General features: G+C 64.0%; 28 protein-coding genes. 12 read left to right on the plus strand and 16 right to left on the minus strand.

Translation table 11 applies throughout. The features are described from left to right. Nucleotides 1-119 precede the first annotated feature (119 nt). The 3 genes from rhtB to OXH74_RS07215 form a co-directional block, all read right to left on the minus strand. Nucleotides 120-752 (minus strand): homoserine/homoserine lactone efflux protein, encoded by a 633-nt coding sequence (rhtB, locus tag OXH74_RS07205; protein WP_215372172.1) that lies wholly within the window; start codon nucleotides 750-752, stop codon nucleotides 120-122. A 76-nt stretch (nucleotides 753-828) separates the two neighbouring features. Next, the gene (locus OXH74_RS07210) at nucleotides 829-1,368 is read right to left on the minus strand and encodes a mechanosensitive ion channel family protein (RefSeq protein ID WP_215372175.1); all 540 of its coding nucleotides are present in this window, start codon (nucleotides 1,366-1,368) and stop codon (nucleotides 829-831) included. Further along, nucleotides 1,368-3,278 carry an ATP-binding cassette domain-containing protein gene (locus OXH74_RS07215; RefSeq protein WP_375740653.1) on the minus strand — a complete coding sequence of 637 codons (1,911 nt, stop codon included), beginning with the start codon at nucleotides 3,276-3,278 and terminating at the stop codon, nucleotides 1,368-1,370. The genes OXH74_RS07210 and OXH74_RS07215 overlap by 1 nt, the downstream gene beginning before the upstream one ends. Nucleotides 3,279-3,329: 51 nt before the next feature. Here OXH74_RS07215 and OXH74_RS07220 point away from each other — a divergent pair, with 51 nt between their 5' ends. Beyond that, nucleotides 3,330-3,794: a TIGR02444 family protein gene (locus tag OXH74_RS07220; RefSeq protein WP_215372180.1), complete on the plus strand. Its 465-nt coding sequence runs from the start codon at nucleotides 3,330-3,332 to the stop codon at nucleotides 3,792-3,794. Here OXH74_RS07220 and OXH74_RS07225 read toward each other — a convergent pair. The 3 genes from OXH74_RS07225 to OXH74_RS07235 all read right to left on the minus strand — a co-directional run bounded on the left by OXH74_RS07225 (nucleotide 3,791) and on the right by OXH74_RS07235 (nucleotide 6,253). Continuing rightward, the gene (locus OXH74_RS07225) at nucleotides 3,791-4,804 is read right to left on the minus strand and encodes an AlgP family protein (protein ID WP_375740654.1); all 1,014 of its coding nucleotides are present in this window, start codon (nucleotides 4,802-4,804) and stop codon (nucleotides 3,791-3,793) included. The two genes, OXH74_RS07220 and OXH74_RS07225, sit on opposite strands and share 4 nt — an antisense overlap. 240 nt (nucleotides 4,805-5,044) lie before the next feature. Beyond that, on the minus strand, nucleotides 5,045-5,515 hold the full coding sequence (rsd, locus tag OXH74_RS07230; protein ID WP_215372185.1) for a sigma D regulator: 471 nt from the start codon (nucleotides 5,513-5,515) through the stop codon (nucleotides 5,045-5,047). Nucleotides 5,516-5,761: 246 nt separating this feature from the next. After that, entirely contained in the window at nucleotides 5,762-6,253 is a 492-nt protein-coding gene (locus OXH74_RS07235) for a disulfide bond formation protein B (protein WP_215372187.1), read from the minus strand. Between the two features lie 108 nt (nucleotides 6,254-6,361). Here OXH74_RS07235 and OXH74_RS07240 point away from each other — a divergent pair, with 108 nt between their 5' ends. Beyond that, complete coding sequence (locus OXH74_RS07240) at nucleotides 6,362-7,438, plus strand: PQQ-dependent sugar dehydrogenase (protein ID WP_375740655.1); 1,077 nt, start codon at nucleotides 6,362-6,364, stop codon at nucleotides 7,436-7,438. Nucleotides 7,439-7,631: 193 nt separating this feature from the next. On the opposite strand, the gene OXH74_RS07245 is transcribed toward OXH74_RS07240, so the two are convergent. The 6 genes from OXH74_RS07245 to OXH74_RS07270 all read right to left on the minus strand — a co-directional run bounded on the left by OXH74_RS07245 (nucleotide 7,632) and on the right by OXH74_RS07270 (nucleotide 13,826). Then, nucleotides 7,632-8,882, minus strand: coding sequence for a heme biosynthesis protein HemY (locus OXH74_RS07245; RefSeq protein WP_375740656.1), 1,251 nt, complete (start codon nucleotides 8,880-8,882; stop codon nucleotides 7,632-7,634). Further along, nucleotides 8,879-10,006: a uroporphyrinogen-III C-methyltransferase gene (locus tag OXH74_RS07250; protein WP_375740657.1), complete on the minus strand. Its 1,128-nt coding sequence runs from the start codon at nucleotides 10,004-10,006 to the stop codon at nucleotides 8,879-8,881. Before OXH74_RS07250 ends, OXH74_RS07245 begins: the two co-directional genes overlap by 4 nt. 16 nt (nucleotides 10,007-10,022) lie before the next feature. Beyond that, on the minus strand, nucleotides 10,023-10,793 hold the full coding sequence (locus OXH74_RS07255; protein WP_375740658.1) for a uroporphyrinogen-III synthase: 771 nt from the start codon (nucleotides 10,791-10,793) through the stop codon (nucleotides 10,023-10,025). After that, on the minus strand, nucleotides 10,790-11,728 hold the full coding sequence (gene hemC / locus OXH74_RS07260) for a hydroxymethylbilane synthase (RefSeq protein WP_375740659.1): 939 nt from the start codon (nucleotides 11,726-11,728) through the stop codon (nucleotides 10,790-10,792). Before hemC ends, OXH74_RS07255 begins: the two co-directional genes overlap by 4 nt. Nucleotides 11,729-12,000: 272 nt before the next feature. After that, on the minus strand, nucleotides 12,001-12,747 hold the full coding sequence (locus tag OXH74_RS07265) for a LytTR family DNA-binding domain-containing protein (protein ID WP_215372200.1): 747 nt from the start codon (nucleotides 12,745-12,747) through the stop codon (nucleotides 12,001-12,003). Next, on the minus strand, nucleotides 12,744-13,826 hold the full coding sequence (locus tag OXH74_RS07270) for a sensor histidine kinase (protein ID WP_375740660.1): 1,083 nt from the start codon (nucleotides 13,824-13,826) through the stop codon (nucleotides 12,744-12,746). The genes OXH74_RS07265 and OXH74_RS07270 overlap by 4 nt, the downstream gene beginning before the upstream one ends. A 218-nt stretch (nucleotides 13,827-14,044) precedes the next feature. Here OXH74_RS07270 and argH point away from each other — a divergent pair, with 218 nt between their 5' ends. The 4 genes from argH (at nucleotide 14,045) to OXH74_RS07290 (ending at nucleotide 19,115) form a co-directional block, all read left to right on the plus strand. Beyond that, nucleotides 14,045-15,439, plus strand: a complete 1,395-nt coding sequence (argH, locus tag OXH74_RS07275) for an argininosuccinate lyase (protein ID WP_215372204.1) — start codon at nucleotides 14,045-14,047, stop codon at nucleotides 15,437-15,439. Between the two features lie 60 nt (nucleotides 15,440-15,499). Continuing rightward, nucleotides 15,500-15,775 carry a hypothetical protein gene (locus OXH74_RS07280; protein ID WP_375740661.1) on the plus strand — a complete coding sequence of 92 codons (276 nt, stop codon included), beginning with the start codon at nucleotides 15,500-15,502 and terminating at the stop codon, nucleotides 15,773-15,775. A 139-nt stretch (nucleotides 15,776-15,914) separates the two neighbouring features. Further along, complete coding sequence (locus tag OXH74_RS07285; RefSeq protein WP_215372209.1) at nucleotides 15,915-16,157, plus strand: TIGR02647 family protein; 243 nt, start codon at nucleotides 15,915-15,917, stop codon at nucleotides 16,155-16,157. Between the two features lie 108 nt (nucleotides 16,158-16,265). Further along, nucleotides 16,266-19,115: a class I adenylate cyclase gene (locus tag OXH74_RS07290; protein WP_375740662.1), complete on the plus strand. Its 2,850-nt coding sequence runs from the start codon at nucleotides 16,266-16,268 to the stop codon at nucleotides 19,113-19,115. A 28-nt stretch (nucleotides 19,116-19,143) separates the two neighbouring features. Here the strand turns inward: OXH74_RS07290 and rnk are convergent, their stop codons facing one another. The 4 genes from rnk to OXH74_RS07310 form a co-directional block, all read right to left on the minus strand. Then, the gene (gene rnk, locus OXH74_RS07295) at nucleotides 19,144-19,551 is read right to left on the minus strand and encodes a nucleoside diphosphate kinase regulator (protein WP_215372213.1); all 408 of its coding nucleotides are present in this window, start codon (nucleotides 19,549-19,551) and stop codon (nucleotides 19,144-19,146) included. A 143-nt stretch (nucleotides 19,552-19,694) separates the two neighbouring features. Then, nucleotides 19,695-19,898, minus strand: coding sequence for a DUF1289 domain-containing protein (locus tag OXH74_RS07300; protein WP_215372215.1), 204 nt, complete (start codon nucleotides 19,896-19,898; stop codon nucleotides 19,695-19,697). Then, the gene (gene cyaY / locus OXH74_RS07305; protein WP_375740663.1) at nucleotides 19,879-20,211 is read right to left on the minus strand and encodes an iron donor protein CyaY; all 333 of its coding nucleotides are present in this window, start codon (nucleotides 20,209-20,211) and stop codon (nucleotides 19,879-19,881) included. Before cyaY ends, OXH74_RS07300 begins: the two co-directional genes overlap by 20 nt. 10 nt (nucleotides 20,212-20,221) lie before the next feature. Then, complete coding sequence (locus OXH74_RS07310) at nucleotides 20,222-21,265, minus strand: AraC family transcriptional regulator (RefSeq protein ID WP_375741578.1); 1,044 nt, start codon at nucleotides 21,263-21,265, stop codon at nucleotides 20,222-20,224. 160 nt (nucleotides 21,266-21,425) lie between these two features. Here OXH74_RS07310 and OXH74_RS07315 point away from each other — a divergent pair, with 160 nt between their 5' ends. From OXH74_RS07315 to OXH74_RS07340, 6 genes are read left to right on the plus strand one after another with little or no spacing between them, the layout of a single operon-like run. Continuing rightward, complete coding sequence (locus OXH74_RS07315) at nucleotides 21,426-21,566, plus strand: lipoprotein (protein WP_375740664.1); 141 nt, start codon at nucleotides 21,426-21,428, stop codon at nucleotides 21,564-21,566. 14 nt (nucleotides 21,567-21,580) lie between these two features. Continuing rightward, the gene (gene lysA, locus OXH74_RS07320; protein ID WP_375740665.1) at nucleotides 21,581-22,828 is read left to right on the plus strand and encodes a diaminopimelate decarboxylase; all 1,248 of its coding nucleotides are present in this window, start codon (nucleotides 21,581-21,583) and stop codon (nucleotides 22,826-22,828) included. Between the two features lie 10 nt (nucleotides 22,829-22,838). Beyond that, nucleotides 22,839-23,669: a diaminopimelate epimerase gene (gene dapF / locus OXH74_RS07325; protein ID WP_375740666.1), complete on the plus strand. Its 831-nt coding sequence runs from the start codon at nucleotides 22,839-22,841 to the stop codon at nucleotides 23,667-23,669. Beyond that, entirely contained in the window at nucleotides 23,666-24,373 is a 708-nt protein-coding gene (locus OXH74_RS07330; protein WP_375740667.1) for a DUF484 family protein, read from the plus strand. The genes dapF and OXH74_RS07330 overlap by 4 nt, the downstream gene beginning before the upstream one ends. Before the next feature lie 30 nt (nucleotides 24,374-24,403). Further along, entirely contained in the window at nucleotides 24,404-25,333 is a 930-nt protein-coding gene (gene xerC / locus OXH74_RS07335) for a tyrosine recombinase XerC (RefSeq protein WP_375740668.1), read from the plus strand. Then, entirely contained in the window at nucleotides 25,299-26,003 is a 705-nt protein-coding gene (locus OXH74_RS07340; RefSeq protein ID WP_215372228.1) for an HAD family hydrolase, read from the plus strand. The genes xerC and OXH74_RS07340 overlap by 35 nt, the downstream gene beginning before the upstream one ends. The last annotated feature ends 45 nt before the right edge of the window (nucleotides 26,004-26,048 follow it).

Consider the following 26,048-nt stretch of genomic DNA (forward strand, 5'->3'; position numbering starts at 1 on the left):
AAATGAGAATGGGGATCGAGATTGTTACGCTCCCAACAATTCAGCTCAACCCCCAATTTCCACGTCCCTTGTGACGCTTTGCCGCAACGCCCCTCTGAAACGATGCCAGCAAGGCCGTGCTAGACGGTGGCGCGACGCACGGTGGCCAGCAAGGCTGCGGCACCGACGAACAACGCGGCAAAACTGCGATTCATCATCCGCTGTTGGCGCGGCGTCCGCAGCAGCCGCAATACGCGGGCAGCCAGGCCGGTGTAGCCGGCCATCACGATCAGGTCGACGGTGATCATGGTCGCGCCCATGACCAGGTACTGTTCAACCAGAGGTGCATGCGGATCGATGAACTGCGGCAGCACCGCGAGCATGAAGACGATGGCCTTGGGGTTGCTGAAGTTGACCAGGAAGCCGCGCAGCACCAGCGTCAGCGGGCGCCCCAGGGGACGTTCGGCGGAATCGTCGGCGAGGTCGCTCGGCAGCGCCTGCCATTGCTTCAAGGCGAGGTAAACGAGGTAGACCACGCCGAACCATTTGATCAGACTGAAGGCCAGGGCCGAAGCCGCGAGGATGGCGCCGACGCCGGCCGCGACAATGGCGATCTGCAAGGCCAGGCCCAACTGCAGGCCGATGGCGTTCCAGTAGCCGCGCCAGAAACCATATTGCAGGCCGGACGACATGGAGGCGATGGCACCGGCACCCGGTGACAGGCTGATCACCCAGCAGGCGACCAGAAAAGCGAGCCAGGTTTCGAGCGCCATGGCACTTACCTCGGAAATGAAAAAGGGCAGGCCGCACAGCCTACCCCTTGTCATCCGTACTGCACAGAGCCTTGCGTCAGCGCCAGCGGCGCACAGCCTTCTGGAAGAACAGGCTGTTGGGCACCTGAACCATGGCACCGTGATTGTCCGTACCGAGGTCTTCCAGGGTGGTGTAGAAGAGGTTGATGGAGACCACACGCCCCTTCACCCCCAGCTTGTCAGCGCTTTCCACCACTTCCACCGTATCGCCCAGGCGGAACGGGCCGAGGGAGAAGATCAGCACCGCGCAGAACATGTTCGACAGCACGCTCCATATAGCGAAGAACGCCACCGCAGCAACGGCGGTGAAGCCGGTGAGCGCCGCCCAGAGCACCTCGGCGGAAACGCCAAAGCGCTCCAGCACCAACATGAAGGCACTGCCCAGGATGATCCAACGCAGCAGCCCGCGCAGCGGCAGCAACAGCTCCTGCGGCAGCTGCGGGTAGCGCGCACCCAGGCGGGAGATGCCACGAGTGACGATGCGCTGAACCAACCAGGCCAACAGTAGAATCAGCAATACCTGGGCGGCGCGGATCAGCGGTTCGCTCCAGGCGGTGAGGAGTTGCAGTTCATCCATCAATCGGCTGCCTCCAACTGACGCTGCAGTTCCTCCAGGCTCTCCAGGGCTTCCAGCCAGCGTTCTTCAAGCTCGGCTTCACGACCTTTCAATTTCGCTTGCTCAGCCAGCAGGTCGCGCAGCTCGTCCTTGCACGCGACTTCGTAGAGGGCGGAATCGCCCAACCGGGTCTCGATCTCGGCGAGTTTCTCGTGCACCTTGCCGAGCTCTTTTTCCAGCTTCTCCGCCTCGCGCTTGTGCGGGGCCAGCTGCTGGCGAAGGGCGGCGGCAGCCTGACGCTGCGCGCGCTTATCGGTCTTGTCCGGGCTTGCTGTCGCCGATGCAACCGGGGCCTGCCGCGCACGGAAATCCACCAGCCAGCGCGCGTAGTCGTCGAGGTCGCCATCGAACGGCTGTACGCGACCGTCGGCCACGAGCAGGAACTCGTCCGTGGTGCTCTTGAGCAGGTGCCGGTCGTGGGACACTACCAGTACAGCACCGGCAAAATCCTGCAGGGCCATGGTCAGGGCCAGGCGCATTTCCAGATCGAGGTGGTTGGTCGGTTCGTCAAGTAGCAGCAGGTTGGGCTTCTGCCAGGCGATCAGGGCCAGGGCCAGGCGCGCCTTTTCGCCACCGGAGAAGTTCAGCACTGGCTCGTCGCAGCGGTCGCCACGGAAGTCGAACCCACCCAGGAAGTCGCGTAGGGTCTGCTCACGCTCGCCCGGCGCGATGCGTTGCAGGTGCAACAGCGGGCTGGCCTGCGGGTCCAGGGCATCCAACTGGTGCTGGGCAAAATAGCCAATGGCCAGGTTTTCGCCGCGCGCCAGACGCCCGCCGAGCGGCTCGAGCTCGCCGGCCAGGGTCTTGATCAGCGTCGACTTACCGGCTCCATTGGGGCCCAGCAGACCAATACGTGCACCCGGCACCAGTTGCAATTTGACCTGTTCGAGCACGGCCTTTGAGCCGTAACCCAGGCGACCTTCCGCAAGGTCGAGCAACGGGCTGGAGACCTTGTCCGCCTCACGGAAGCTGAAGTCGAAAGGCGAGTCGACGTGGGCCGGCGCCAACTCTTCGAGGCGTTCCAAGGCCTTGATCCGGCTCTGCGCCTGGCGGGCCTTGGTGGCCTTGGCCTTGAAACGGGCGATGAAGCTCTCCATGTGGGCCCGCTGCGCCTGCTGCTTCTCGTAGACCTGTTGCTGCTGCGCAAGGCGCTCGGCGCGGGTGCGCTCGAAGGCCGAGTAGCCGCCGCGATAGAGCGTCAGCTTGCGTTGCTCGAGATGCGCTACATGGTCGACGACGGCGTCGAGGAAGTCCCGGTCATGGGAGATCAGCATCAGGGTGCCGGGGTAACTCTTGAGCCACTCTTCCAGCCAGAGGATGGCGTCCAGGTCAAGGTGGTTGGTCGGTTCGTCGAGCAGCAGCAGCTCGGACGGACACATCAGCGCTTGCGCGAGGTTCAGACGCATCCGCCAGCCACCAGAGAAGTCGCCGACGCGGCGATCCATCTGCTCTGCGGTGAAACCCAGACCGGCCAGCAGCTTGCGGGCACGGGCATCGGCAGTGTAGCCATCGGCGCTGTCCAGCTCGATGTGCAGGCGGGCGATGGCGGTACCGTCGTGGCCTGCCTCGGCCTCGGCCAGCGCTCGCTGGACCTGACGCAGGTGCAGGTCGCCGTCGAGGACGTAGTCCACTGCCAGACGTTCGAGGTTGTCCACTTCCTGGCGCATGTGGGCAATGCGCCAGTCAGGCGGCAGGCGGCAATCACCGGCGTCCGGCCCCAGCTCGCCGCGCAGTAACGCGAACAGGCTGGATTTGCCAGCGCCATTGGCACCGATCAGGCCGACTTTCTGGCCGGCATGTAGGGTCAGCTCAGCGCCTTCTAGCAGGCGCTGCGGACCACGCTGTAGAGTGAGGTTTTGCAGTCGAATCATGATGGCGGCGGAGTGTACCAGCTTCGCCGCACCGTCGCCCGGGGGAGCGCAATGCCTTCAGACCTGTGGACCTTTTCCCTGAAGCTCTATGCCCGCCCTGGTATCGAGCAAGCCTGCCTGTACCTGCAGGATCAGGGCGCTGACATCTGCCTGCTGCTATGCGCCTGCTGGCTTGGACGACGCGGCACCCCCTTCGAGGAGACCTACCTGGACACCCTCGAGCAACTTGCCGGACCTTGGCAGGAAAGCGTCGTGGGTCCACTGCGGGCCCTGCGTCAGGAGTGGCGTGCAGAAGCGCAAGTGGATAGCGCACTGGCGACGTTGCGCAAACGAGTCAAGGAGCTGGAGCTGGATGCGGAGCGCGAGCTGCTGACGCGCCTGGAGCAGGCCGCACAACTCTGGCCGCGAGCAACGGCGGACGACCTGGGCGAATGGCTGCTCAACAGCGCCCCAGCGCTGGAGAAGTCAGGCCACGACGCGCTTGATCAACTGCGCGCCGCGGCCTTTGCGCTTTAGTTCGACGACGAAGTCGGTGCAGCGCTGTTGCCACTGGCCGACGCAACGCTGGCAACCGGCGCAGCTGCGGCGACAGGTGCCGGAGCAGGAGCGGCAGGTGCGGGAGCCGATGCAGGAGCTGCGGGCTTCACTGCGGGTGCCGGAGCGGCGGCCTTGGTGGCGGGCTCGGATTTCTTGGCCGCTGGCTTGGCCGGCGCTTTCTTGGCAGCAGGTTTCGCAGCACTGGCCGCAGGTGCGGTTTTAGCTGCCGGCTTGGCGGCTGGGGCAGCAGGCTTGGCTGCAGTCTTGGGTGCTGCCTTGACAGCAGGCTTGGCGGCAGCGGTCTTGGCGGCAGGTTTGGCTGCAGCAGCCTTGGCTACCGGTTTAGCCGCTGGCTTGGCCGCAGGTTTCGCCGCAGCAGCCTTGGCTACCGGTTTAGCCGCTGGCTTGGCTGCAGGTTTGGCCGCAGCAGCCTTGGCTACCGGTTTGGCCGCAGCAACCTTGGCCACCGGCTTAGCGGCTGGCTTGGCTGCAGGTTTGGCGGCAGCAGTCCTGGCCACCGGTTTGGCTACTGGCTTGGCAGCAGCCTTGGGAGCTGGTTTGGCGGCGGCTTTCGCGGCTGGTTTGGCTTCACGAGCAGTCAATGCTTTGGCAACCGCCTCTTTCACCTTGCCGACGCCTTGGGCGAGTTTCAGACTTTCCTGAGCGTCACGCTTGAGTTGGCCGATGTAGTCGCGGGTCTCGGACTGACGAGCCTTGAGGGCTTCCAACAACTCCTCCAGCTCTGCAATTGCGTCCTTGGCCTTGACTTGCGCCTTGGCCTTTCCGGCCTTGGCAGCATCCTGCAACTTGGCACGGGCAGCATGGAGTTTTTCCTGAGTCTTGCCGCGCTGTTTTTCCAGCTTGGTCAGCAGCTTTTCAGCATCGACCATGGCTTGGCTGCAAGCGCTTTCAAGGTGTTCAAGCAGGCTATGGGACAGTTGGTGCAACAGGTGCAGCGGAGTGCTGACGGGCTTCTTCTTGGCCGACATGGTATGCCTCCTGGCGGGCGTTATTTGGCCCATACTAGTCGCCATATCGCCTAGTCGCCAGAGCCGGCGCCACTGCAGATCACTTAGGCATTCGCCAGGTGATCTGCACGCACAAAAAACGCCCCCGAAAAGCATCCGGTCATTGACTGGCGAGTGCAGCCATAAACGGCCATGCGGGCGGGCGGGAATGCGTTCAGGAAGGGAGCCCGGCGACGTCTCCGTACCGGGCCGCTGGCCAGCTCAGACCGGCAAGGCGCTCTGGCCTTGATGGGCGTTGTGCAGCACTTCGATCAGGCAGTCTTCCAGTTCGAAACGCTCGTGGAGCAGCTGGCCCAGGTTGTTGAGCTCGGAGGTCAGGCAGATGTCGCGGCAATCGCCGTTATCGCAGCGATCGTTGAACGCCAGCGCGACTTCGGTAATGGCCTCGATGCGCGGATAGATCTGCTTGGCAAGCTCAAGGCCTCGCTGGTCACCGAATGCCTTGGCTTCATTCAGCAATTGTTCGTAGACCTCGAAGTGGCCGGCGGAAACGTAGTCGACGAGGACTTCGCAAAACCTCTGCAGGTCTTGCTCATTGGCACTGGGGGCCTGTGGTTTGTCGCTCAATGAACGGAACACCTTGACCAGTTCCTGGCGCTCCTGCAACCAGCGATCGATCAGCCGGTGCACGCCACCCCATCGTTCCTGAGCGTTCTGGCAACTTTCAAGCATGGTGACGACCTCACTTCCCTAATTCGGTAATGCCGTTATACGTCTGCTCCGAGACGGTTTTTTGTCGACCGGTGCAAGATCATGGGAAGACGACACCAAAACGGCAAGTTTCCGGCGTCGTGTGCGGGCCAGATTATGCCCGCCGGGCAGTGCCTTCAAGGCATCACCGCGAAAAAATTCATACATGCGTTTGATCGGTGGCCCGCGCCCTGTCTGGCTCGCGGCATGGCCATCACTTGGGTCAAATCAGGCGCGGCGAAGCATCTGGAACAGGGCGAAGAGAATGCAGCCGGCAAACGCGAGCAGGCTCCACTCCGGAATGCTCATACCGAAGAGCGTCCAGGTTACTTCCGCGCAATCGGCGGTGCCATGCAGCATCAGCCTGACGATGTCCTGGAAGGGCAGCGCCTCCATCATGTAATCAAGGCTTGGCAGGCACGCCGGCAGTTGATCAGCCGGAATTCCCTGCAGCCAGACCTGGCGGCCGGCTGAAGCCGCTCCGCCCGCCGCGAAGAGCAACGCCAAGCCGGCGTAAACGCGTCGGCCACGCGCTTGCGGACCGTGCAGTGCGGCAACCAGGCAGACCAGACCGAAGGCGATGATGAAAACTCGCTGAACGATGCACAGTGGGCAGGGCTCGAGCCCAAGCGCATGCTCGAGGTATAGCGCGCCCCCCATTACGGCGACACAACCAAGGAATGCAATCAGGAACAGCGAACGCGGGCTGGCCAGGGACATGGCGGCTCCGTTGGGTGATGAGAAAGGCCGATACGGTAGAGGAAAGCGCCCCAGCCTTTCAAGGCGAGTGTCTAGGCTGTTTCGGGCAGCCCTCAGGAGACCACGCTCATGTACAGGCTACTTTTTGCCTTGCTCCTACTTCCACTTCTGGCGAGCGCCGGGCTCCCCCTGGAGCGCATTCGGCTTCCTGAAGGTTTCCGCATAAGCCTGGTCACCGATGAACTGCCCAACGCCCGAGAGATGGCCTGGGGAGCCCATGGGACCTTATTTGTCGGCAGCAACGCCGCCGGCAAGGTCTATGCACTGGAACCCGCCAGCGGGCGGGTCCGGGTGGTTGCAAGCGGCCTGCAGTTGCCCGTTGGCGTCGCCTTCAAGGATGGTGACCTGTATATCTCGGCCGTCAGCCAGATCCTGCGCCTGCGTGAGATCGAGTCGCGGTTGGACGCGCCCCCCGAACCCGAAGTGGTCCGCGGTGACTTCCCTCGCGAAACCCATCACGGCTGGAAGTTCATCGCCTTCGGCCCCGACGGCAAGCTCTACGTGCCGGTCGGCGCACCTTGCAACGTTTGCGCGAAGGACCCAGAACGTTACGCCACCATCCACCGCATGAACCCCGATGGCACTGAGCTGGAGCTCGTCGCACGGGGAGTGCGCAATACCGTGGGCTTCGACTGGCATCCGCAGACCGGGGAGCTGTGGTTCAGCGACAACGGCCGCGACCTGATGGGTGATGACGTGCCGGATTGTGAGCTGAACCGGCTGACCCGTCTCGGTCAGCACTTCGGCTTTCCCTTTTGCCATGCAGGCAATGTCGCTGATCCGAGGTTCTCTCAGCGCCCTTGCAGCGACTTTGTCGCCCCGGTCGCCAGGCTCGGTCCCCACGTTGCGCCGCTGGGTATTCGCTTCTACACGGGCCGGCAATTCCCAAAGGAATATCGGAACAATCTCTTCATCGCCGAGCATGGTTCTTGGAACCGCAGCGAAAAGATCGGATACCGCATCAAGCGCGTCGAGCTCAACGAAAACGGAAGCCTCAAGCGCCAGACGGTATTCGCCGAGGGCTGGCTGGAAGACGGGGATGTGTGGGGGCGTCCGGCGGATGTGCTGGTCGCCCCGGATGGCGCGCTGCTGGTCAGCGATGACTACGCCGGTGCCATCTACCGTATCGAGTACGTGGGGCGCTGAGCCTGACGTTAGGCAGGCCTGTGGCCTGCTTGGCGAATAAATTCGCCCTCACAGGAAAGGCGCACCCTGCACAACGGCGGCCGGCTTAAGTCACCCCTCTCCTACCGAGAGGGGTGGCCGGGGTGAGGGACGTTGGGCTGACAGGCCGTCGCCCGCCTCGCGAATGAGTTCGCCCACTGGGCTGCAGCCGGGATCAGGCAATTCGCTCGGTCGGCAAAGGCAAGACGGGCAAACGCTGATCGAGCAGGCCAAGGCCTTCCTGGAACAGCTGGTTGCTGCGCTCCACCTCGCCCATCTGCGACAGCAACCGCGCGAGTTCAGCGCAGGTTTCAGGATCGCGCTTGAAGCTCAGGCTGCTTTCGAAATACTCCCGCGCCTTGCCCCACAATTGATTGCGCAGGCACAGGCGGCCCAGGGTCAGGAGCAAGGCGCTTTCGCTGGGATGCTCCTTGAGCCAACCTTCGGCCGTCTGCAGCTGGCGAGCCGCATCGCGGCCGCGCAGCAGGCCGTAGAGGCGCACCAGGGCGCTGTCGTAGCTGCGTTTGATGGCATTACGAACAGCCTCTTCGGCCTCTTCCTGCGCACCCAGCCGACGCAGCTGCTCGGCAAACGCCAGGACCAGTCGGGGTTCGTTGCGCTGGCTGGAGGAGAGCTGCTGCCAGGCCTGGGTCAATGGCTGCAGTGCGATTTCACCCTTGTTCAGGCCCTCTTCTCCCGCCTGGTGCAGACGAGCACTCCAGACCCGGAGCTCCAGTTCCGCCAGTTGCGCTTCAGGCAATGCCTTCTCCTTGCGCAGGTCAGGCAACAGACCGACCAGTGCGGACCAGTCGCCACGGGACTCATGCAGTGCCAACAGTTGGCGCAGCACCTGGTGATGGCGCGGATGGCGTTCGTGCATGAGCTTGAGGGTCTCCAAAGCCCCATCCACCTCACCACGCTCCTGCTGAAGCTCGGCATGGGTCAGCGCAATGGCCCGCTCGGCCTTGGGCTGACGCTCGAGCGCGAGCTCCAGCAACTGATCGCTTTCTTCATGCAGACCCAGCTTGTGCGCTGCGCGGGCCGCACCAAGGTAATACATCAGGGGTTGCGGGTCGGCATCGGCAGCCCGGCGCAGATGACGCAGGGCCCGTGCCCAGCGCCCCTCGGCGAGATCGAGCAAGCCCTGTTCGGACGCCAAGCGTGCTCGACGGCGGTTGTTGCGTCGCGACCAGGGATTGACCACTCCGCCGGAAGCCAACAGCAACGTCAGCACCAGGCGTAGACCGCGATACAGCAGCCAGACAGCTGCCAGCAGGGCCAACGTCGCCCACAAGGTGGATTCGTAGCGGAAGCCCTTGAAGGCGATGAGCACATAGCCTTTGTGCTGGGCGACTGCCGCAGCGACCAGGGTGATGGCTGCGCCGATCACCAGCAGCACCAGCAGGATCTTGAGCACGCGTTTCATTGCTCCGCCCCCTCGCCCGGATCGGCGGCCTCGGGCCCTGCACCGCCTGCTGCTTCCGGGCTGCGCTGCAGATAAGCCTGCAAGGCCGTCAGGGTCGGAGCCAGGTCAGGGACTTTCACCTCGACCGGCTGGCTGGACAACTCGTCGATACGCGCAAGCAGTGCGCGGCTGTCCGGATTTTCTTTGTTGAAGTGTCCATCCAGTACTTCGCGCGCCTGGCTCAGTGACTGCAGGTAAACCTGGGTCTGGCCATGCAGCGCCCCCCATTGAGCTTGCTCAAGGGCTAGCGAAAGTGCCAGGCGAACCTGGGACAGGCTCTGTCCCGCCAACAACGGTTTGATGTTCTGGTCAGCGTTGAGCTGGATACGGAAGTAATGCGACAGGGTTTCCAGCCATTCTGACCAGCGACTGCGACCATCGCCTTCGGCGGCCATGTCGAGGAGCACGCCGCCTTTGTCTTCGAAGGCAGGTACCAGCGGATTGAGCTGGGCAGCCTGGTCGCGCAGCGCGCCCAGCTGCAGGAAGAGCCCGGTACGGTCCGGCTGAGTGGTGGTGCGCAGCTCCATGAGGCTCTTCGCCAACTGCTGGCGGGCTGCATAGGCTGCGGGGTCGTCCTGCTCACGCAGGATGTCGTCGGCAGCCTGGACCAGAGCAGTGGCGCTGGTGATGTCCTGCAAGGCGGACAAGCGCAGGCTGGCCAGACGCAGCAGGTGTTCAGCCTCGGCCAGGCGCCAGTCCTTGCGGCTGGCGCCGAGGATCGTTTCCAGGCGCTGCCGGAGCTGCTGCTGGTCGCCTTGCAGGTCGACCAGCAGACGCCGGCGTTCGTCGAGCTCTGCGGCGCTGGGCAGTTCGGCAAGACGGGCCGAAAGCAGCTGTTCACGCTGAACGAGTGCCTGGGTTTGGCCACGGGCTTCCTCGACCATGCCGAGTTGCTGCTGATCGCGGCTTTCCAGGCTACGCACCTGCCAGAGTCCCCAGCCGGCCACGGCGACGCCGGCAGCGCCAACCAGCAGGGCCAGCAACGCCAGGCCATTGCCCCGCGGCGCGGGGGCAGTGCCGACGGGGGGAGCAGATTCAGCGGAGGGGGTGTTTTGCTCTTGTTTCGGGAGGTCTGCTTCGCTCACGTATCCATCCTTCGCATCAGAGGGCAGGCGCCGGCTGTTGCATCAGCGCTGCCAGCAATGCCGAGGCATTCGCGCCACGACAATCCACAACATTCGTAGCCCCCGCCGCACGGGCCTGCTCAGCCACCCTTGGGCTGGGCACGAACAGCACCAGGCGGGACACTTCCGGCCAGGCCTCGGCGGCGAGCCGCTGCAGGTTTTCCAGCCCTTGGCCACTGCTGACCACCAGGCCGTTCAGGTGTTCCGCCTCGATTCGCTGCACCAGGGCACCGGGGGGGTAGTCCGGCATCTGACGACGGTAGAGTTCCAGATAGTCGACCGCGATGCCTTGGCCGCGCAAGCGCTCGGCGAGGAACTCTCGGCCACCCTCGCCGCGCATGATCAACACGCGCGCCCCGGGTTCCGCCAGGGCTTCGGTGAACTTGGGCAGTGTCAGCAGGGCCTCGCTGTCGTCACCTGTGTCCGGCCAATGAACGGTAAGACCATAATCCGCGAGCAGCTTGCCGGTAGCCGCGCCTACACTGAACCAGGCCTGCTGGGTTGGCGGCTGCGGCCAGTAGCGGTCGAGCAGATCGAGCCCGAGCCGCGCGGCAGGTTTGCTCACGACGATGACCGCGCAGTAGCGATCAAGCTCGAGGATGATCGCCCGCTGGCCGGGGCTCTCCACCAGCGGCTCGATCGCGAGCAAAGGCAGGCTGCTGCTGAAAATACCCTGCTCGGCCAGGGTCGCCGACAACACTTCGCACTCCTCGACCGGGCGGGTCAGCAAGAGACGCCATTCCGTCACGGGTGGCCGGCCTCGCCGTAGACCGCCTCGAGGATTTTCCCGGCGCCTTTCTCCAGAAGTTCATCCGCCACCTTCACACCCAGCGCCTCGGCATCGGAGGCAGTCGCGCGAGCCTCGGCCCGCAGCAGTTGGCCACCATCGGGCTGGCCAACCAGGCCGCGCAGCCAGAGGGTCTCGCCCTCGAGCACGGCGTAGCAGGCAATGGGCACCTGGCAACCACCGTTGAGACGTTTGTTGAGGGCACGCTCGGCGGTCACGCGCACGGCCGTATCCCGATGGTGCAAGGGCGCGAGCAAGGCGTGGATTTCACTGTCGGCAGTGCGGCATTCGATACCCACGGCGCCCTGGCCGCCGGCGGGCAGGCTGTCCTCGACGCTGATGGAGGAGCGGATGCGCGCCTCGAAGCCCAGACGGATCAGGCCGGCAGCGGCGAGAATGATAGCGTCGTACTCACCCGCATCGAGCTTGGCCAGGCGGGTGTTCACGTTGCCGCGCAGGAACTGGATCTTCAGGTCGGGGCGCTTGGCCAGCAATTGCGCTTGACGTCGCAAGCTGGAGGTGCCGACAACACTGCCGGGAGGCAGGGCGTCGAGGCTGTCGAAACGGTTTGAAACGAACGCATCACGCGGGTCTTCGCGCTCGCAGATGCAGAAAAGGCCGAGCCCCTCGGGGAAGTCCATCGGCACGTCTTTCATCGAGTGCACGGCAATGTCCGCTTCCTGCTCGAGCAGGGCGGTTTCCAGTTCCTTGACGAACAGGCCTTTGCCGCCAATTTTCGCCAGCGGCGCGTCCAGCAGCTTGTCCCCACGGCTGACCATGGGCACCAGGTTGACCTTGAGACCGGGATGGGCCTGCTCCAGGCGGGCTTTGACGAATTCGGCCTGCCACAGGGCCAGGGCACTTTTGCGGGTGGCGATGCGGATCTCGCGGGACATGGTCACTTCCGGGAAAAGAACTGACCGAAATCATAACAGGCCAGGACGCCCGCGGCGCGTGGGATGGTTCTGGAGCAGATCAGCCCGCCCGGCGCCGAACCCGGCGCCACGACGCATCAGCACTGGGATCGGCACTGAATCAGTGCCCGAGTGGATCAATCGGGCAGGTCGAAATCGCGCAGTTATGGGTCGCAAATGGACAGTTGCCGGCGGCGCTACGGCCCGTCCGGAGAGTACCGGGATGCCGAACGCCCGAGATCCACAGCCACCGTTCAGAGATGGTTCATCAACTTGCGTACCCCGGCCACGTGGCGCCGACTCACGGTCAGGGCATCGCCACCCAGCCCCTTCAGGAACAGCTGAAAGTGCCCCAGCGCCGTGCGCTGCAAGCGCTCGATGCGCTCACGGGCCACCAGTGCGTTGCGGTGGATCCGCACGAATCGATCCCCGAATTCATCCTCCAGCGCTTTCAAAGGTTCGTCCAGCAGCACCTCGCCGTGCTCATGACGCAAAGTCACGTACTTGTGGTCGGCGATGAAGTAGACAACCTGGTCCAGCGGGATCAGCTCGATGCCTTTCCGGGTCCGCGCGCTGATGTGGCTTCGGGGGCCACTCCCACTGACCGCAGCCGGACGGGTCAGCGCAGCAAGTTGGACACGGTTGGGCCTCTCGGCTTTCTTCAGGGCCTCGGCCAGCGACTCGGAGCGCACCGGCTTGACCAGGTAGCCCACAGCGCTCACCTGGAAGGCCTCGACGGCGAACTCGTCGTGCGCTGTACAGAAGATCACCGCAGGCGGTGCCTCGCGCTCGCAAAGCTTGGCAGCCACTTGCAGGCCATCTAGGCCAGGCATTCGAATGTCGAGCAACACGACATCCGGCTTCAGGCTGTCGATCAGTGTAAGTGCCTCCTCGCCATTGCTGGCGGAAGGCTCCAGTACCCGGTAACCATCGAGCTCGCCGACCAGGCGGCTGAGGCGCTCACGGGCAAGTGGTTCGTCATCGACGATCAGGACATTCATATTGCTCGGGCTTCCTGCGTGAGTCTCGCACAAGGATAGCGTAGACAGGTGAAGTGGCGGCCGTCACGGCGCTCCACGCTGAGACTTGCCCTCGGCCCGAAAAGTGCCGTCAAGCGGGCGTCAATATTGCGCAAAGCCTGCTGGGTGCCGCGCTTGGGAGACTGCTCCGGGTCTTCGTCATAAGGGTTGCTTACGCAAAGACTGAACATGCCCTCCCGGTAACTCGCCTCGATTCGTACCAACCCACCTTCGATGCGTGGCTGGATGCCATGGATCAGGGCATTCTCCAGCAAGGGCTGCAACGTCAGTTGAGGAATGGGCAGATCCTCTGGCACTTCATCCACCTGCCACTCCAACTGTAGCCGGTCTCCGAGACGGTATTGCTCAATCGACAGATATCGCTTGGCGAGTTCCAGTTCCTCGCCCCAGTCCACCAGCGTGCCTGGCTTGGCCAGGCTGGCCCGGAAGATGTCGGAAAGGTCGAGGACCGCTTGCTCGGCCTTGTCCGGATCGATCACCACCAGACTGGCGATGCTGTTCAGACTGTTGAACAGGAAGTGTGGTCGGATGCGCGCCTGCAGCGACTCGATACGCGCCCGCAATTCGGCCTGCTGCTGCTTGCGCCACTGGCTTTGCAGGTAGAAGTAACGCAGCAACAAGGCAGACATGATCAGGCTGATCAGCCCATGACGCAGGTAGAGATTGACCTCGCCGCTACGCGGCAATGGTCCACCGAGATCGAAATAGTCAGCCAGCCCGGTGCCCGCCAGGGTTAGCGTGACCACCAAGGCGCAACACAGGCCGCCGGCCAGTGATGCGCGCATGCGCGCCAACACCGGCCGCAATTGGCACAACATTGCCGCCGAAAGCAGCACGATCCACTGCACGAACAACGAGGTCAGCGCCAGGCGAACCCAGTTGAAGTTCGGCAACATCGGTTCGGCCAGCACCAGCACCAGCACCAGCAACTCGGCCAGCAGCACCAGACCAAGCAGGGCCTCGGGCAGGCACAACTCCGGCAAGAAGAAATCGTCGGCGGCGGTTCTGGAGCGCGTGCTGTTGTTCTGACGCTTCGGCATCCTGGCTACATCCCCATGGCCCGGCGAACGACTAGCCTCGGCCGTCGGGCAAAAAACTGTTCTGAAACAGCAAACCCACCGCAGCGTCATGGCTTCACGGTAGCGCCACGCCGAACCGCAACCGGACCACGCGCGCCGGTTTTACCGGCAACACTGTTATTATCGACGGTATTTTCCAGCCCAGTGGCTTTCTTTCACCTTCTGCATCGAGTGAACCCATGAGCACCGAAAAGACCAACCAGTCCTGGGGCGGCCGTTTCAGCGAGCCAGTCGACGCCTTCGTTGCCCGCTTCACCGCGTCCGTCGACTTCGACAAGCGCCTCTACCGCCATGACATCATGGGCTCCATCGCCCATGCCACGATGCTGGCACAAGTCGGCGTGTTGAGCGATGCCGAGCGCGACGCCATCATCGACGGCCTGAAGCAGATCCAGAACGAGATCGAAGCCGGAAATTTCGACTGGCGCGTCGACCTGGAAGACGTGCACATGAACATCGAGGCACGCCTGACCGATCGCATCGGCGTGACCGGCAAGAAACTGCACACCGGCCGCAGCCGCAACGACCAGGTCGCCACCGACATCCGCCTCTGGCTGCGCGATGAAATCGACACCATCCTGGCCGAGGTCAGCCGCCTGCAGCAGGGCCTGCTGGAGCTGGCGGAGCGCGAGGCGGACACCATCATGCCCGGCTTCACCCACTTGCAGACCGCGCAACCGGTGACCTTCGGCCACCACCTGCTGGCCTGGTTCGAGATGCTCAGCCGCGACCACGAGCGCCTGGTCGACTGCCGCAAACGCGTCAACCGCATGCCGCTGGGCAGCGCCGCCCTTGCCGGCACCACCTACCCGATCCAGCGGGAAATCACCTGCAAGCTGCTGGGATTCGAGGCGATCTCCGGCAACTCCCTGGATGGCGTATCCGACCGCGACTTCGCCATCGAATTCTGCGCTGCCGCCTCGCTGGCAATGATGCACCTGTCGCGCTTCTCCGAAGAGCTGGTGCTCTGGACCAGCGCCCAGTTCCAGTTCATCGACCTGCCTGACCGCTTCTGCACCGGCTCCTCGATCATGCCGCAGAAGAAAAACCCCGACGTCCCTGAACTGGTTCGCGGCAAGTCCGGCCGGGTGTTTGGCGCGCTGACCGGCCTGCTGACCCTGATGAAGGGCCAGCCACTGGCCTACAACAAGGACAACCAGGAAGACAAGGAACCGCTGTTCGACGCCGCGGACACGCTGCGTGACTCGCTGCGGGCCTTCGCCGACATGGTCCCGGCGATCAAGCCCAAGCGCGAAATCATGCGCGAAGCGGCACGCCGAGGTTTCTCCACGGCCACCGACCTCGCTGACTACCTGGTACGCAAGGGCCTGCCCTTCCGCGACTGCCACGAGATCGTCGGCCATGCGGTGAAGTACGGCGTCGACAGCGGCAAGGACCTTGCCGAAATGAGCCTCGATGAACTGCGCCAGTTCAGCGACCAGATCACCGACGACGTCTTCGCCGTACTGACCCTGGAAGGCTCGGTAAATGCCCGCGACCACATTGGCGGCACCGCGCCGAACCAGGTCCGGGCGGCTGTGCAACGTGGCCGGGAATTGCTCGCGACCCGCTGACCCCCCCACCGTGCGGCCCCGACCGGGCAGCCGCACGATGCCCCTATGCAGGAAGACACCATGAGCGAACTAGATGATGGTGAAGAAGCCTTCGCCGAAGCGACCCTGACCCAAGCCATCGAAAACCAGATCGAAGCCGACGACCCGCCCGCAGCTCGGGCAACCTTCAATAAGCTCACCCTGGTGGGTTACGAGCGTGAGGAAATCCTCCAGTTGATGGCCCTGGTGCTGGCCCATGAAATCGACGCCATGCTGCGTGCCGACCGTGCCTTCGACACAGCCTGGTACGAACAGGCCTTGCGCGCGCTACCCGAACTGCCGGAGGATCAGGCCTGACGCCCGGGTAACCGGACCTCGCCAAGGCGCTATAGGAAAAGTCGTCGAGCGACGGGACTTTTCGTACAGAGCCTAAACTGCACAGACGCTGGCCGGTATTTGCCTGGCCCGCGCCTAATGACAAGAACAAGGAGCGACCATGGTCTTCACCCCCGAGCTGATTGCCGAGTTCGAACTGCTGGCCCTGTTCAACCTGGACAACACCCAGGAAGGCATCAAAGTGCACAACAGCGCCAACCCCCGCGTTCAGGCCGCAGTGACGCGGCTGTTCCAGAAGGGCCTGATCACCCAGGCCGACGGTGGCTACCTCACCAGCCTCGGCCTGGATGCCGCCGAGCACGTCCAGGCATTGCGCACCATCCTCCTGCCCACCCCCGCCTGACCCCACCTACGCCGCTCAAGTTGGCGGCATACCGGGCGATACAGTGCCATGGCCTGCTGCCAGTGACCGCTGCCTGGCAGGCCACTGGCATCGGGGCATGAAGTGAGCATGAGGCGTACCCAGGAAATCCACCCGGACATCGACGAGGGCATCGACCGCAAGGTCCTGGCGCAGCTTCGCGCCCGCTTTCTCAAAGTCAACAGCGGCCGGCTGGAACGTGCGGTGCAGGGACTGTCGACGCGCCAGCAACAGGCACTCAAGCTATTGCCACTGCTGTTCCACGTCAACCACCCGCTACTGCCAGGCTACGTGTCAGGCAGCACGCCAGCAGGGCTCTCGGGCTACGAACCGGATAACGAACTGCTCGCCGAGGCCCAGCGGCTGACCCGCTCTTTCGTCTACAAGCCACGCCGAGGTTCAAGCCCTCAACCAATTTACGGCCTGTTCCTGATGGGCAGCCTGGGTACGTTTGCCCAAGCTGAACAGAGCGATATGGATATCTGGGTGTGCCACGCGCCGGATCTGGACGCCCAATCCCTCGCAGAGCTGCAACGCAAATGCACACTGCTGGAAGCCTGGGCCACGAGCCAGGGCGCCGAGGCTCACTGCTTCCTGGTCGACCCGGCACGCTTCGCTCTCGGCGAGCGTGAGACACGCCTGACGTCCGATGACTGCGGCACGACCCAGCACTACCTGCTGCTCGACGAGTTCTACCGTACCGCCATCTGGCTCGGTGGACGCACGCCGCTCTGGTGGCTGGTGCCGACCTACGAAGAGCCCCGCTACGAGCAGTACGTGGAGACCTTGCTGTCCAAGCGTTTCATTCGTGCCGACGAAGTGCTGGACCTCGGGCACCTGGCGCGGATCCCGCCGGGCGAGTTCATCGGCGCCAGCATGTGGCAGCTGTACAAGGGCATCGAGTCACCGCACAAGTCGGTGCTCAAGCTCCTGCTGACCGAGGTCTATGCGAGTGAACATCCCCGGGTGGCGTGCCTGTCGCTGCGCTTCAAGGAAGCGATTTACGCCAACCGCCTCGACCTTGACGATCTGGACCCCTACATCGCCGTGTACCGACGGCTAGAGGAATACCTGCTGGGCCGAGGGGAACGCGAACGCCTTGAACTGATTCGCCGCTGCCTCTACCTCAAGGTCGACAAGAAGCTCAGCCGACCACCGCACAATCGCCGCAAAAGCTGGCAGTGGCTGTTGCTGGAACGCCTAACCGCCGACTGGAAATGGGAGGCCCGCCAGCTGGCGGTGCTCGACAGCCGCAGCCAGTGGAAAGTCCGCCAGGTGCTGGCAGAGCGTCGCGCCCTGGTCAACGAGCTGACCCACAGTTATCGCTTCCTTTCCCAGTTCGCACGTAGCGGACAGTTCAGCGGCACCCTCAGCAACCGCGACCTTGGCGTACTGGGCCGCCGTCTGTATGCCGCCTTCGAGCGCAAGGCTGGCAAGATCGAAGTCATCAACCCCGGTATCGCCCCCGACATCGCCGAGGACGCCCTCACCCTGGTGCAGCGCCCCAGTCCTGGAGGTGCCAGTGAAAGCCTCTGGGCCCTGTTTGCCGGCAGCCTGAATGGGCTGGAATGGCAGGACTTCGCCCCGCTGAAACGCTCCCGTGACCTGGCCAGCCTGCTTGCCTGGTGCCATCGCAACGGAGTGATCGATGCCGGTACAGGCATGTCACTGCACCCTGGCGACAGCGACCTCGGCGAGCATGAGCTGAGCAACCTGCTGGCCAGTCTGCAACAAGCCTTTCCCCTGCCCTTGCCACCGATCGAAGAAAGCGCCCTGCTCTGCGCCAGCGCACCCGTTGAAGTGCTGTTATTGATCAATGTCGGGGTCGACCCACTGAAACAGCACAGCTTGAAGAACATCCACCTGACCAGCGGCCGAACCGACGCCCTGAGCTATTCCGGTGCCCGCGACAATCTGGTGCTGACCCTCGACCAGGTCACCTTGAACAGCTGGAACGAGCTGCTGGTGAGTCGCTACGACGGCCCAGACGCACTCCTCGACTGCCTGCGCGACTACCTCAACGCACTCCCCGCCACAGGCCCAAAGCCGCGATTGCGAATCCGTTGCTTCTGCCGCAATCGCGCCCAGACCATTGTCTCACGCGTCGAGGAGCTCTTCGGCGAGGCCCAGGCATTGCTGGAAGACAGCGGCTCGACCCGCTATCTGCTGCAGGTTCAGCAACACTTTCATGTCCTGCGCCTGGAGCGCGGCCAGGTCAGCCATGCCAGCCTCACGGACCTGCATGCGCTTGTAGAGCACCTTGGCCGCGATCAACCGAGCTACAGCCCGTTGCAACTGGACCGGCACGCCCTGGCGGACAGGGACTTGGCGCTGATCCTGCCACTTGGCAGGCCCGACTGCATCCACGTCTTCTACCAGGTGAACGACAACCGGGCCAAGCTCAGTGTGCTCGACGAGCACAATGCACTGTGGTGCCAAATCCTGCCGTTCCACGACGAGCAGTCACTGCTGGCACCGCTGCAGCGGTTCCTGCAGTCCCTGCTCTACCGGCGCAACGCCATGCTCCCGCTGGAAGGCCAGCAACCCGCAACCCCTCTGGAGATCACCTACTACGAGGTGGTGACGCCAACGCCCAAGCGCGACCGCCATCTGGAGCGCCGCAGCCCGCCGGCCGCGGCGGTCAGTCACCCCTATTACGACGTGCAGGTGATCGTCGAGCCGGCGGCACAGGACAAGGTGCATGTCACCCTTTACTGCAACCACCGGGAGTTTTCCGAATTGGAATATGGAGCGGGCCTGTACGCCGCGGTCGCCCGTCACATCCTGACCCAGCGCAGCGGAGCGCAACGCTACCCGTGCTACATAACCGACCTCGACCTGTCGAGGGTGCTGCCCACGGGCCAGGCGCAGACTGTCCATTATCTGCGTTACAAAACCAGCCTTGAGGAGCGGTTGAACCAGGCACTACAGGACGGCTGAGCGCCGCAACGGCGCCCAGCCAAGGGAGTCAGCGGCTGTATTCACCAGCTGCTTCAGGCTGGTATTCGACAGCCAGGAGAGTCAGCTTGAGGGTCTTGCCACCCGGAACCGGCCAGTCGATATGCTGCCCGACGGAGAGCCCGAGCAAGGCACTGCCAACAGGTGCCAGGATGGAGACCTTGCCTTCTCCACCCGCATTTTCCGGGTAGACCAGCGTCAAGTGATAGTCCTTGCCACTGCCTTCTTCGCGGCAATGTACACGCGAGTTCATCGTCACCACGCCCGGCGGCACCTCATCGAGGCCAACCACCTGGGCGCGCGCCAACTCCCGCTCCAGCGCCTCGGCACCGGGGCCGTAGTCCTCCAGGCTATCGAGCAGACGTTCAAGACGCTGCAAGTCGAGACGGGTAATGGTGATGGCGGGCTGGCTGTTCATGATGAACGCGGAACTCCTTGCACGTGACTCGAAAAAAGCGAAACCCCGCCCGAAGGCGGGGTTTCAGAAATTGTCGTACGAGGGCTTGGCCCTCGATGACCCGACACTACGTCAGGGGGAAGGCAGTTGGCAATACCGGCGGGTCAGCTGACGGACGGATGCAACCGTTGCTGCGCAGCTCCGCAGATTTCTCGGCGCCGCTGTTCGCTGGCCTGGCCCCACTCGCAAATTTCGGCCAACGTGCGACCACACCCCACACAGACGTCAGCGTCATTCAGGCAGCAGCGTCGGACACAGGGCGACGGATGGCGGCCCGGGGTGACCGGTTCAGAGTTCGTCGAACTCAAGCGACTCACCTGCCTGCTCGCTGGTTACGCGGCTCAGCAGTTCGCCCAGGGGCTCTTCGCTGCTGTCGCAGATCCACAGGCCGCTTGCCTCGTCGTAATCGAAGTGGAAGCCGCCCGAACGGGCCGCCACCCAGAGCTGGCGCAGGGGGGCCTGGCGACTGAGGATCAGCTGGGTGCCGTTCTCGAAGCGTACGGTCAGCACGCCACCGCTGTTCTCCAGGTCAAGGTCCAGGTCGCTATCATCGAACACGTCTTCCACGCTCTGCTGGACGGCATCGACCAGGTCATGGAAACGGGCTTCGCTCAAACTCATCGGGGCTACCTCAGGATAAAGGGGGAATCGGGCGACGGTACTCGCCCAGGCTCTGTCCGGTCCAGCGCCGGAAGGCCCTGGCCAGCGAGCTTGGCTCACTGAAGCCGACCAGCAAGGCAATGTCTGCCAGTTCCAGGGCCGGGTCAGGCAGATAGTGCAGGACCAGTTGCTGGCGCGTCTCGTCCACCAACTGGCTGAAGGATAACCCGGCCTCACGCAAACGGCGCTGCAACGTGCGCGGACTCAGCTCCAGCGCCTCGGCTAGGCGCTCAAGGCCCGTGCCAGGACCGGACAGCTGGCCGGCCAACAGCTCACGAGCACGGTCGAGTACGTGAGCGCCCTGGCGGAGTTGCGCCAGCAGGCCTTCGGCATAGCCGTCAAGCATCCGTCTGACCTGAGCGTCGGCCTGCCCCAGAGGCGTTGCCAGCAGCCGCTTGGGGAAAACCAGGGCGTTATCCGACTGGCCGAAGAGCGCCGGGCAGCGAAAGATTCGTGCGTACTCGGAGGTGTCTGCCGGCGCAGCGTGCTGGAAGCGCACTTCGGTGGGTGGGATATCCAGGCCGGTGATCCAGCGACCGAAGGTCACCCAGCCGGCCAGCGCCTCCTCCGCCAATTGGCGCCGCTGCTGGGGCAGCAGGGATTGCCAGCTGAGCGCCACCTGCAACTCCAGGCCGGGACGTGGCGGCTCGTCGGCCAAGTCCACCCGCCCCAGGTCACCAACCAGCGCTGCATAACGCGCTTGGCGGTGCAGGGCATCGGCCAGAGTCGCGCAGCTCATCAGCAGGTAGCCGAGCACACCGTAGGTGCCGGGGCGGACCGCCTCGCCCAGATGCAGGCCAAGGTTCTCGTCACCGGACAGGCACACTGCCCGCGCCAGCAACTCCAGGTACGCGCTGGCGGCAATGCGCTGGTCGCGCTGGGCAAGAACAGTCGGGGCCAGTTGCACGTACGCCAGCATTTCAGCGGACGAGAAACCGCGCTGGTCCATATGGTCCAGCAGGCCATGCAGGTAGGCGACCGACACCGAGCCGGCAAGGGTCGCGGCTGTGTCCAGGGGCATTCCACTCATGGCTGACAATGCTACGACCAAGGCCTCCGACTGACCAGCCACACATGCCCACAAGCCACGTCCGGCGGGAGCTTCGGCGCATAGGCAAGGCGTCGGGGGGTCGGTATACTCCGAAACAATTCACGTTTTCTGCAAGGATTCCGTCATGAAGCGACTGCACGCACCCTTCGTCGCCCTGCTCGCCGTTGTCTGTCTGCTAGCCGGCTGTGGCCAGAAAGGCCCGCTTTACCTGCCGGATGACGAAAAAGCAGCGAAAGAACACCAGAAAGACGTGTATATCCGCTAACCGGGGGAGCCACCATGGACGCTTTCACTTACCGCGACGGCGAGCTGTTCGCGGAAGGCGTAGCGCTGTCCGATATCGCTGCCCGTTTCGGCACGCCGACTTATGTCTACTCGCGTGCTCAGATCGAGGCCCGTTACCGGGCCTATGCCGACGCGCTGGCCGGTATGCCGCATCTGGTCTGCTACGCGGTCAAGGCCAACTCCAACCTGGGCGTGCTGAATGTGCTGGCCCGTCTGGGCGCCGGCTTCGATATCGTTTCCAGCGGCGAACTCGAGCGCGTCCTCGCTGCCGGCGGTAAGGCTGAGCGAATCGTTTTCTCCGGTGTCGGCAAGAGCCGTGACGACATGCGCCGCGCCCTGGAGGCCGGCGTGCATTGCTTCAACGTCGAATCGCGCAACGAACTGGACCGCCTGCAGAACGTGGCCGCGGCCATGGAGGTGAAAGCCCCGGTTTCGCTGCGGGTCAATCCGGACGTCGACGCCGGCACCCACCCGTACATAGCCACCGGTCTGAAGGAAAACAAGTTCGGCATCGCCGTCGACGAAGCGGAAGCCGTGTATGCCCACGCCGCGACTTTGCCGAACCTGGACGTGATTGGCGTCGATTGCCATATCGGCTCCCAGCTCACCAGCCTGGCCCCTTTCCTCGACGCCCTCGACCGCCTCCTGGCGCTGATCGACCGTTTGGCCGAACGCGGTATCCCAGTGCGTCACCTCGACCTCGGTGGTGGCCTGGGCGTGCGCTACCGCGACGAGCAACCGCCGCAGCCAGAAGACTACATCCGCGCCGTGCGCCAGCGCCTGGGCGGCCGCAACCTGACCCTGCTGCTCGAACCCGGTCGCTCCATCGTCGCCAATGCTGGCGTGTTGCTGACTCAGGTGGAATACCTCAAGCACACTGAACACAAGGACTTCGCCGTGATCGACGCGGCCATGAACGACCTGATCCGCCCGGCGCTCTACGACGCTTGGATGGACGTGGTGCCGGTGCAACCGCATGCCGGTGATGAACGTATCTACGACCTGGTCGGCCCGATCTGCGAAACCGGCGACTTCCTCGCCCGCGAGCGCAATCTGGTGCTGGCCGAGGGCGACCTGCTGGCGGTCCGGTCCGCTGGCGCTTATGGTTTTGTGATGAGTTCCAACTACAACAGCCGCGGCCGAGCAGCCGAAGTGCTGGTGGATGGAGAACAGGCCTTCGAGGTCCGTCGCCGCGAAACGATCGAAGACCTTTACGCCGGCGAAAGCCTGCTGCCGCAGTGAGGGCGCATCCATGCTATTGCGCTTCACCAAGATGCACGGCCTCGGCAACGACTTCATGGTCCTCGACCTGGTCAGCCAGCACGCCCATATCCAGCCCAAGCACGCCAAGCAGTGGGGCGACCGCCACACCGGCATCGGCTTCGACCAGCTGTTGATCGTCGAGGCACCGACCAATCCGGATGTCGATTTCCGCTACCGCATCTTCAACTCCGACGGTTCAGAGGTCGAACAGTGTGGCAACGGTGCCCGCTGTTTCGCCCGCTTCGTCCTCGACAAGCGCCTGACGGTGAAGAAGCGCATCCGCGTGGAAACCAAGGGTGGGATCATCGAACTGGACGTTCGCCCCGATGGCCAGGTGACCGTGGACATGGGTCCGCCCCGCCTGGTGCCGCAGCAGATCCCCTTCATCGCCGACGGCGAAGCCTTGAGCTACCCGGTCGAGGTCGATGACCAGATGGTCGAACTGGCGGCCGTGTCCATGGGCAACCCCCATGCTGTGCTGCGCGTTGATGACGTCGCCAGGGCCCCGGTGCACAGCCTGGGACCGAAGTTGGAACACCACTCGCGCTTTCCGCAGCGGGTGAATGTCGGTTTCCTGCAAATCGTCGACCGCAAATTCGCCAAGCTGCGTGTCTGGGAACGCGGTGCCGGGGAAACCCAGGCCTGCGGCACCGGTGCCTGCGCCGCTGCCGTGGCCGCGATTCGCCAAGGCTGGATGGATTCCCCCCTGCAACTGGAACTGCCGGGCGGGCGGTTGTGCATCGAATGGGCAGGCCCTGGCCACCCCGTTATGATGACTGGACCCGCCGTCCGCGTGTATGAAGGACAAGTACGTCTATGACCGATCAGCACCAGGAACAGGAACAGCCGCATCACCTTGATTCCGAAGTGGTGGCAGCGTACCTGCGCCACCACCCGGAGTTCTTTGTCCATCACGAAGAGCTGATTCCCGAGCTGAGCATCCCGCACCAAGCTGGTGATGCTGTATCGCTGGTAGAGCGGCAGGTCAAGCTGCTGCGCGACCGTAACATCGAGATGCGTCATCGCCTCTCGCAGTTGATGGATGTCGCTCGCGAGAACGATCGCCTCTTCGACAAGACCCGCCGCCTGGTGCTCGATCTGCTCGACGCCGGTAGCCTCGAAGAAGTGGTCGGCGCCGTGCAGGACAGCCTGCGCCATGAGTTCCAAGTGCCCTTTGTCAGCCTGATCCTGTTCAGCGAATCAGCCCTGCCGGTAGGCCGCTGGGTCAGCACCGCCGAAGCCCACCAGAGCATCGGCGGCCTGCTCACCGGCGGCAAGACCATTTGCGGCGTGCTGCGCACCCACGAGCTGGAGTTTCTGTTCGGTGCCGATGAACACGGTCAGGTCGGTTCCGCCGCCGTGGTCACACTCGCTCATCAGGGCATGCACGGGGTGCTGGCAATTGGCAGCCCGGATCCGCAACACTACAAGAGTTCCCTGGGCACCCTGTTCCTCGGTTACATCGCCGAAGTCCTGGCCCGGGTCCTGCCGCGCTTCGCGATGCCCCTGCGCTCGGTCAGATAAGCAGAGGCTCGCGCATCCCAAGGAAGTCCCATGCAAGCCGACCTGGATGCCTACCTCCACCACCTGCGCAACGAACGCCAGGTCTCGGCACATACCCTGGACGGCTACCAGCGTGACCTGCTGAAGGTTCTGGTGCTCAGCGAGAAGGCCGGCGTTGTCGAGTGGGCGGCACTGGACGGGCGCAACCTGCGCAGCTTCATCGCACGCCTGCATCTGGACGGGCAATCGAGCCGCAGCCTGTCCCGCTTGCTCTCGGCGGTCCGTGGTCTCTACCGCTACCTGATGCGCGAAGGCCGCTGCCGCCACGACCCCGCCGCCGGGATCGCTGCACCAAAGGGCGCGCGCCGCCTGCCCAAGGCACTGGATGCCGATCGCACCCTACAACTGCTGGAAGGGGCCGTGGAGGACGATTTCATCGCCCACCGCGACCAGGCCATGCTCGAGCTTTTCTACTCCTCCGGCCTGCGTCTGTCCGAACTGGTGGGCCTCGACCTGGAAGGTCTGGACCTCGCCGCAGGGCTGGTACGGGTGCACGGTAAAGGCAACAAGGTTCGTGAGCTACCGGTCGGACGAAAGGCCTGTGAGGCGCTGGAAACCTGGTTGCCGATCCGCGCGTCCGCGCGCCCCGCGGACCAGGCCGTGTTCGTCAGCCAGCAGGGCCGACGCTTATCTCCACGCGCGGTGCAGCTGCGCGTTCGCGAGGCCGGCGTGCGTGAACTGGGCCAGCATTTGCACCCGCACATGCTGCGCCATTCCTTCGCCAGCCATATGCTGGAGTCCTCCCAGGACCTGCGCGCGGTCCAGGAGCTGCTCGGTCATGCGGACATCTCCACCACGCAGATCTACACCCACCTCGATTTCCAACACCTCGCCGCGGTCTATGACCAGGCCCATCCCAGGGCCAAGCGGCGGGGGGAGCTGACGAATGAGCATCCGGCTGATCACCTTCGACCTGGATGACACCCTCTGGGATAACCGCCCGGTCATCGAGGGTGCCGAAACAGCCATGCGCGACTGGCTGCTGGAACACACACCGGCCTTGGGCGCCTTGCCTGTGGAACACCTGTGGGGCATTCGCGCCGAAGTGCTGGCCGCCGAGCCCACGCTCAGGCACCGCCTCAGCGAGCTGCGTCGGCGCACCTTGCGTCGCGCCCTGGAAGGTGTCGGCTACCCCGCCGACGAGGCGCTGGACCTGGCCGAGGGCGCCTTCCAGGCGATGCTGCACGCCCGCCACCGCATCACCTTCTACCCCGACACCGTGCCAACCCTCGAGCGCCTGGCCAACCAATACGCCCTGGGCGTCATCACTAATGGCAATGCCGATGTACGCCGCCTGGGGCTGGCCGATTACTTCCAGTTCGCCCTTTGCGCCGAAGAGCTCGGCATTGGCAAACCCGACCCCACGCCCTTCCTTGAGGCGGTGCGCCGCGCAGGGGTCGGCGCGGCGGAAGCGGTGCATATCGGCGACCATCCCGCCGACGATATCGAGGGCGCCCGCGGTGCCGGCCTGCGCGCCATCTGGTTCAACCCCGAGGGAAAGATCTGGACCGGCGATCGTCTACCGGATGCAGAGATCAACAGCCTCGCCGAACTACCAAGCGTCCTGGCGCGCTGGGCACGCTGGCACTGAACGCAAGCGCTGCGGGATGCATGGAGAATGCATTCGCCCCCACAA

Origin of the sequence: Metapseudomonas boanensis (assembly GCF_042232855.1) — a bacterium.
GTDB classification, from domain to species: Bacteria; Pseudomonadota; Gammaproteobacteria; order Pseudomonadales; family Pseudomonadaceae; genus Metapseudomonas; species Metapseudomonas boanensis.

Bases quoted from the DNA above. Each gene is read 5' to 3' on its own strand.
- rhtB (WP_215372172.1), bottom strand. From the start codon at position 752: ATGGCGCTCGAAACCTGGCTCGCTTTTCTGGTCGCCTGCTGGGTGATC.
- OXH74_RS07210 (WP_215372175.1), bottom strand. From the start codon at position 1,368: ATGGATGAACTGCAACTCCTCACCGCCTGGAGCGAACCGCTGATCCGC.
- OXH74_RS07215 (WP_375740653.1), bottom strand. From the start codon at position 3,278: ATGATTCGACTGCAAAACCTCACTCTACAGCGTGGTCCGCAGCGCCTG.
- OXH74_RS07220 (WP_215372180.1), top strand. From the start codon at position 3,330: ATGCCTTCAGACCTGTGGACCTTTTCCCTGAAGCTCTATGCCCGCCCT.
- OXH74_RS07225 (WP_375740654.1), bottom strand. From the start codon at position 4,804: ATGTCGGCCAAGAAGAAGCCCGTCAGCACTCCGCTGCACCTGTTGCAC.
- rsd (WP_215372185.1), bottom strand. From the start codon at position 5,515: ATGCTTGAAAGTTGCCAGAACGCTCAGGAACGATGGGGTGGCGTGCAC.
- OXH74_RS07235 (WP_215372187.1), bottom strand. From the start codon at position 6,253: ATGTCCCTGGCCAGCCCGCGTTCGCTGTTCCTGATTGCATTCCTTGGT.
- OXH74_RS07240 (WP_375740655.1), top strand. From the start codon at position 6,362: ATGTACAGGCTACTTTTTGCCTTGCTCCTACTTCCACTTCTGGCGAGC.
- OXH74_RS07245 (WP_375740656.1), bottom strand. From the start codon at position 8,882: ATGAAACGCGTGCTCAAGATCCTGCTGGTGCTGCTGGTGATCGGCGCA.
- hemC (WP_375740659.1), bottom strand. From the start codon at position 11,728: ATGTCCCGCGAGATCCGCATCGCCACCCGCAAAAGTGCCCTGGCCCTG.
- OXH74_RS07265 (WP_215372200.1), bottom strand. From the start codon at position 12,747: ATGAATGTCCTGATCGTCGATGACGAACCACTTGCCCGTGAGCGCCTC.
- OXH74_RS07270 (WP_375740660.1), bottom strand. From the start codon at position 13,826: ATGCCGAAGCGTCAGAACAACAGCACGCGCTCCAGAACCGCCGCCGAC.
- argH (WP_215372204.1), top strand. From the start codon at position 14,045: ATGAGCACCGAAAAGACCAACCAGTCCTGGGGCGGCCGTTTCAGCGAG.
- OXH74_RS07280 (WP_375740661.1), top strand. From the start codon at position 15,500: ATGAGCGAACTAGATGATGGTGAAGAAGCCTTCGCCGAAGCGACCCTG.
- OXH74_RS07285 (WP_215372209.1), top strand. From the start codon at position 15,915: ATGGTCTTCACCCCCGAGCTGATTGCCGAGTTCGAACTGCTGGCCCTG.
- OXH74_RS07290 (WP_375740662.1), top strand. From the start codon at position 16,266: ATGAGGCGTACCCAGGAAATCCACCCGGACATCGACGAGGGCATCGAC.
- rnk (WP_215372213.1), bottom strand. From the start codon at position 19,551: ATGAACAGCCAGCCCGCCATCACCATTACCCGTCTCGACTTGCAGCGT.
- cyaY (WP_375740663.1), bottom strand. From the start codon at position 20,211: ATGAGTTTGAGCGAAGCCCGTTTCCATGACCTGGTCGATGCCGTCCAG.
- OXH74_RS07315 (WP_375740664.1), top strand. From the start codon at position 21,426: ATGAAGCGACTGCACGCACCCTTCGTCGCCCTGCTCGCCGTTGTCTGT.
- lysA (WP_375740665.1), top strand. From the start codon at position 21,581: ATGGACGCTTTCACTTACCGCGACGGCGAGCTGTTCGCGGAAGGCGTA.
- dapF (WP_375740666.1), top strand. From the start codon at position 22,839: ATGCTATTGCGCTTCACCAAGATGCACGGCCTCGGCAACGACTTCATG.
- OXH74_RS07330 (WP_375740667.1), top strand. From the start codon at position 23,666: ATGACCGATCAGCACCAGGAACAGGAACAGCCGCATCACCTTGATTCC.
- xerC (WP_375740668.1), top strand. From the start codon at position 24,404: ATGCAAGCCGACCTGGATGCCTACCTCCACCACCTGCGCAACGAACGC.
- OXH74_RS07340 (WP_215372228.1), top strand. From the start codon at position 25,299: ATGAGCATCCGGCTGATCACCTTCGACCTGGATGACACCCTCTGGGAT.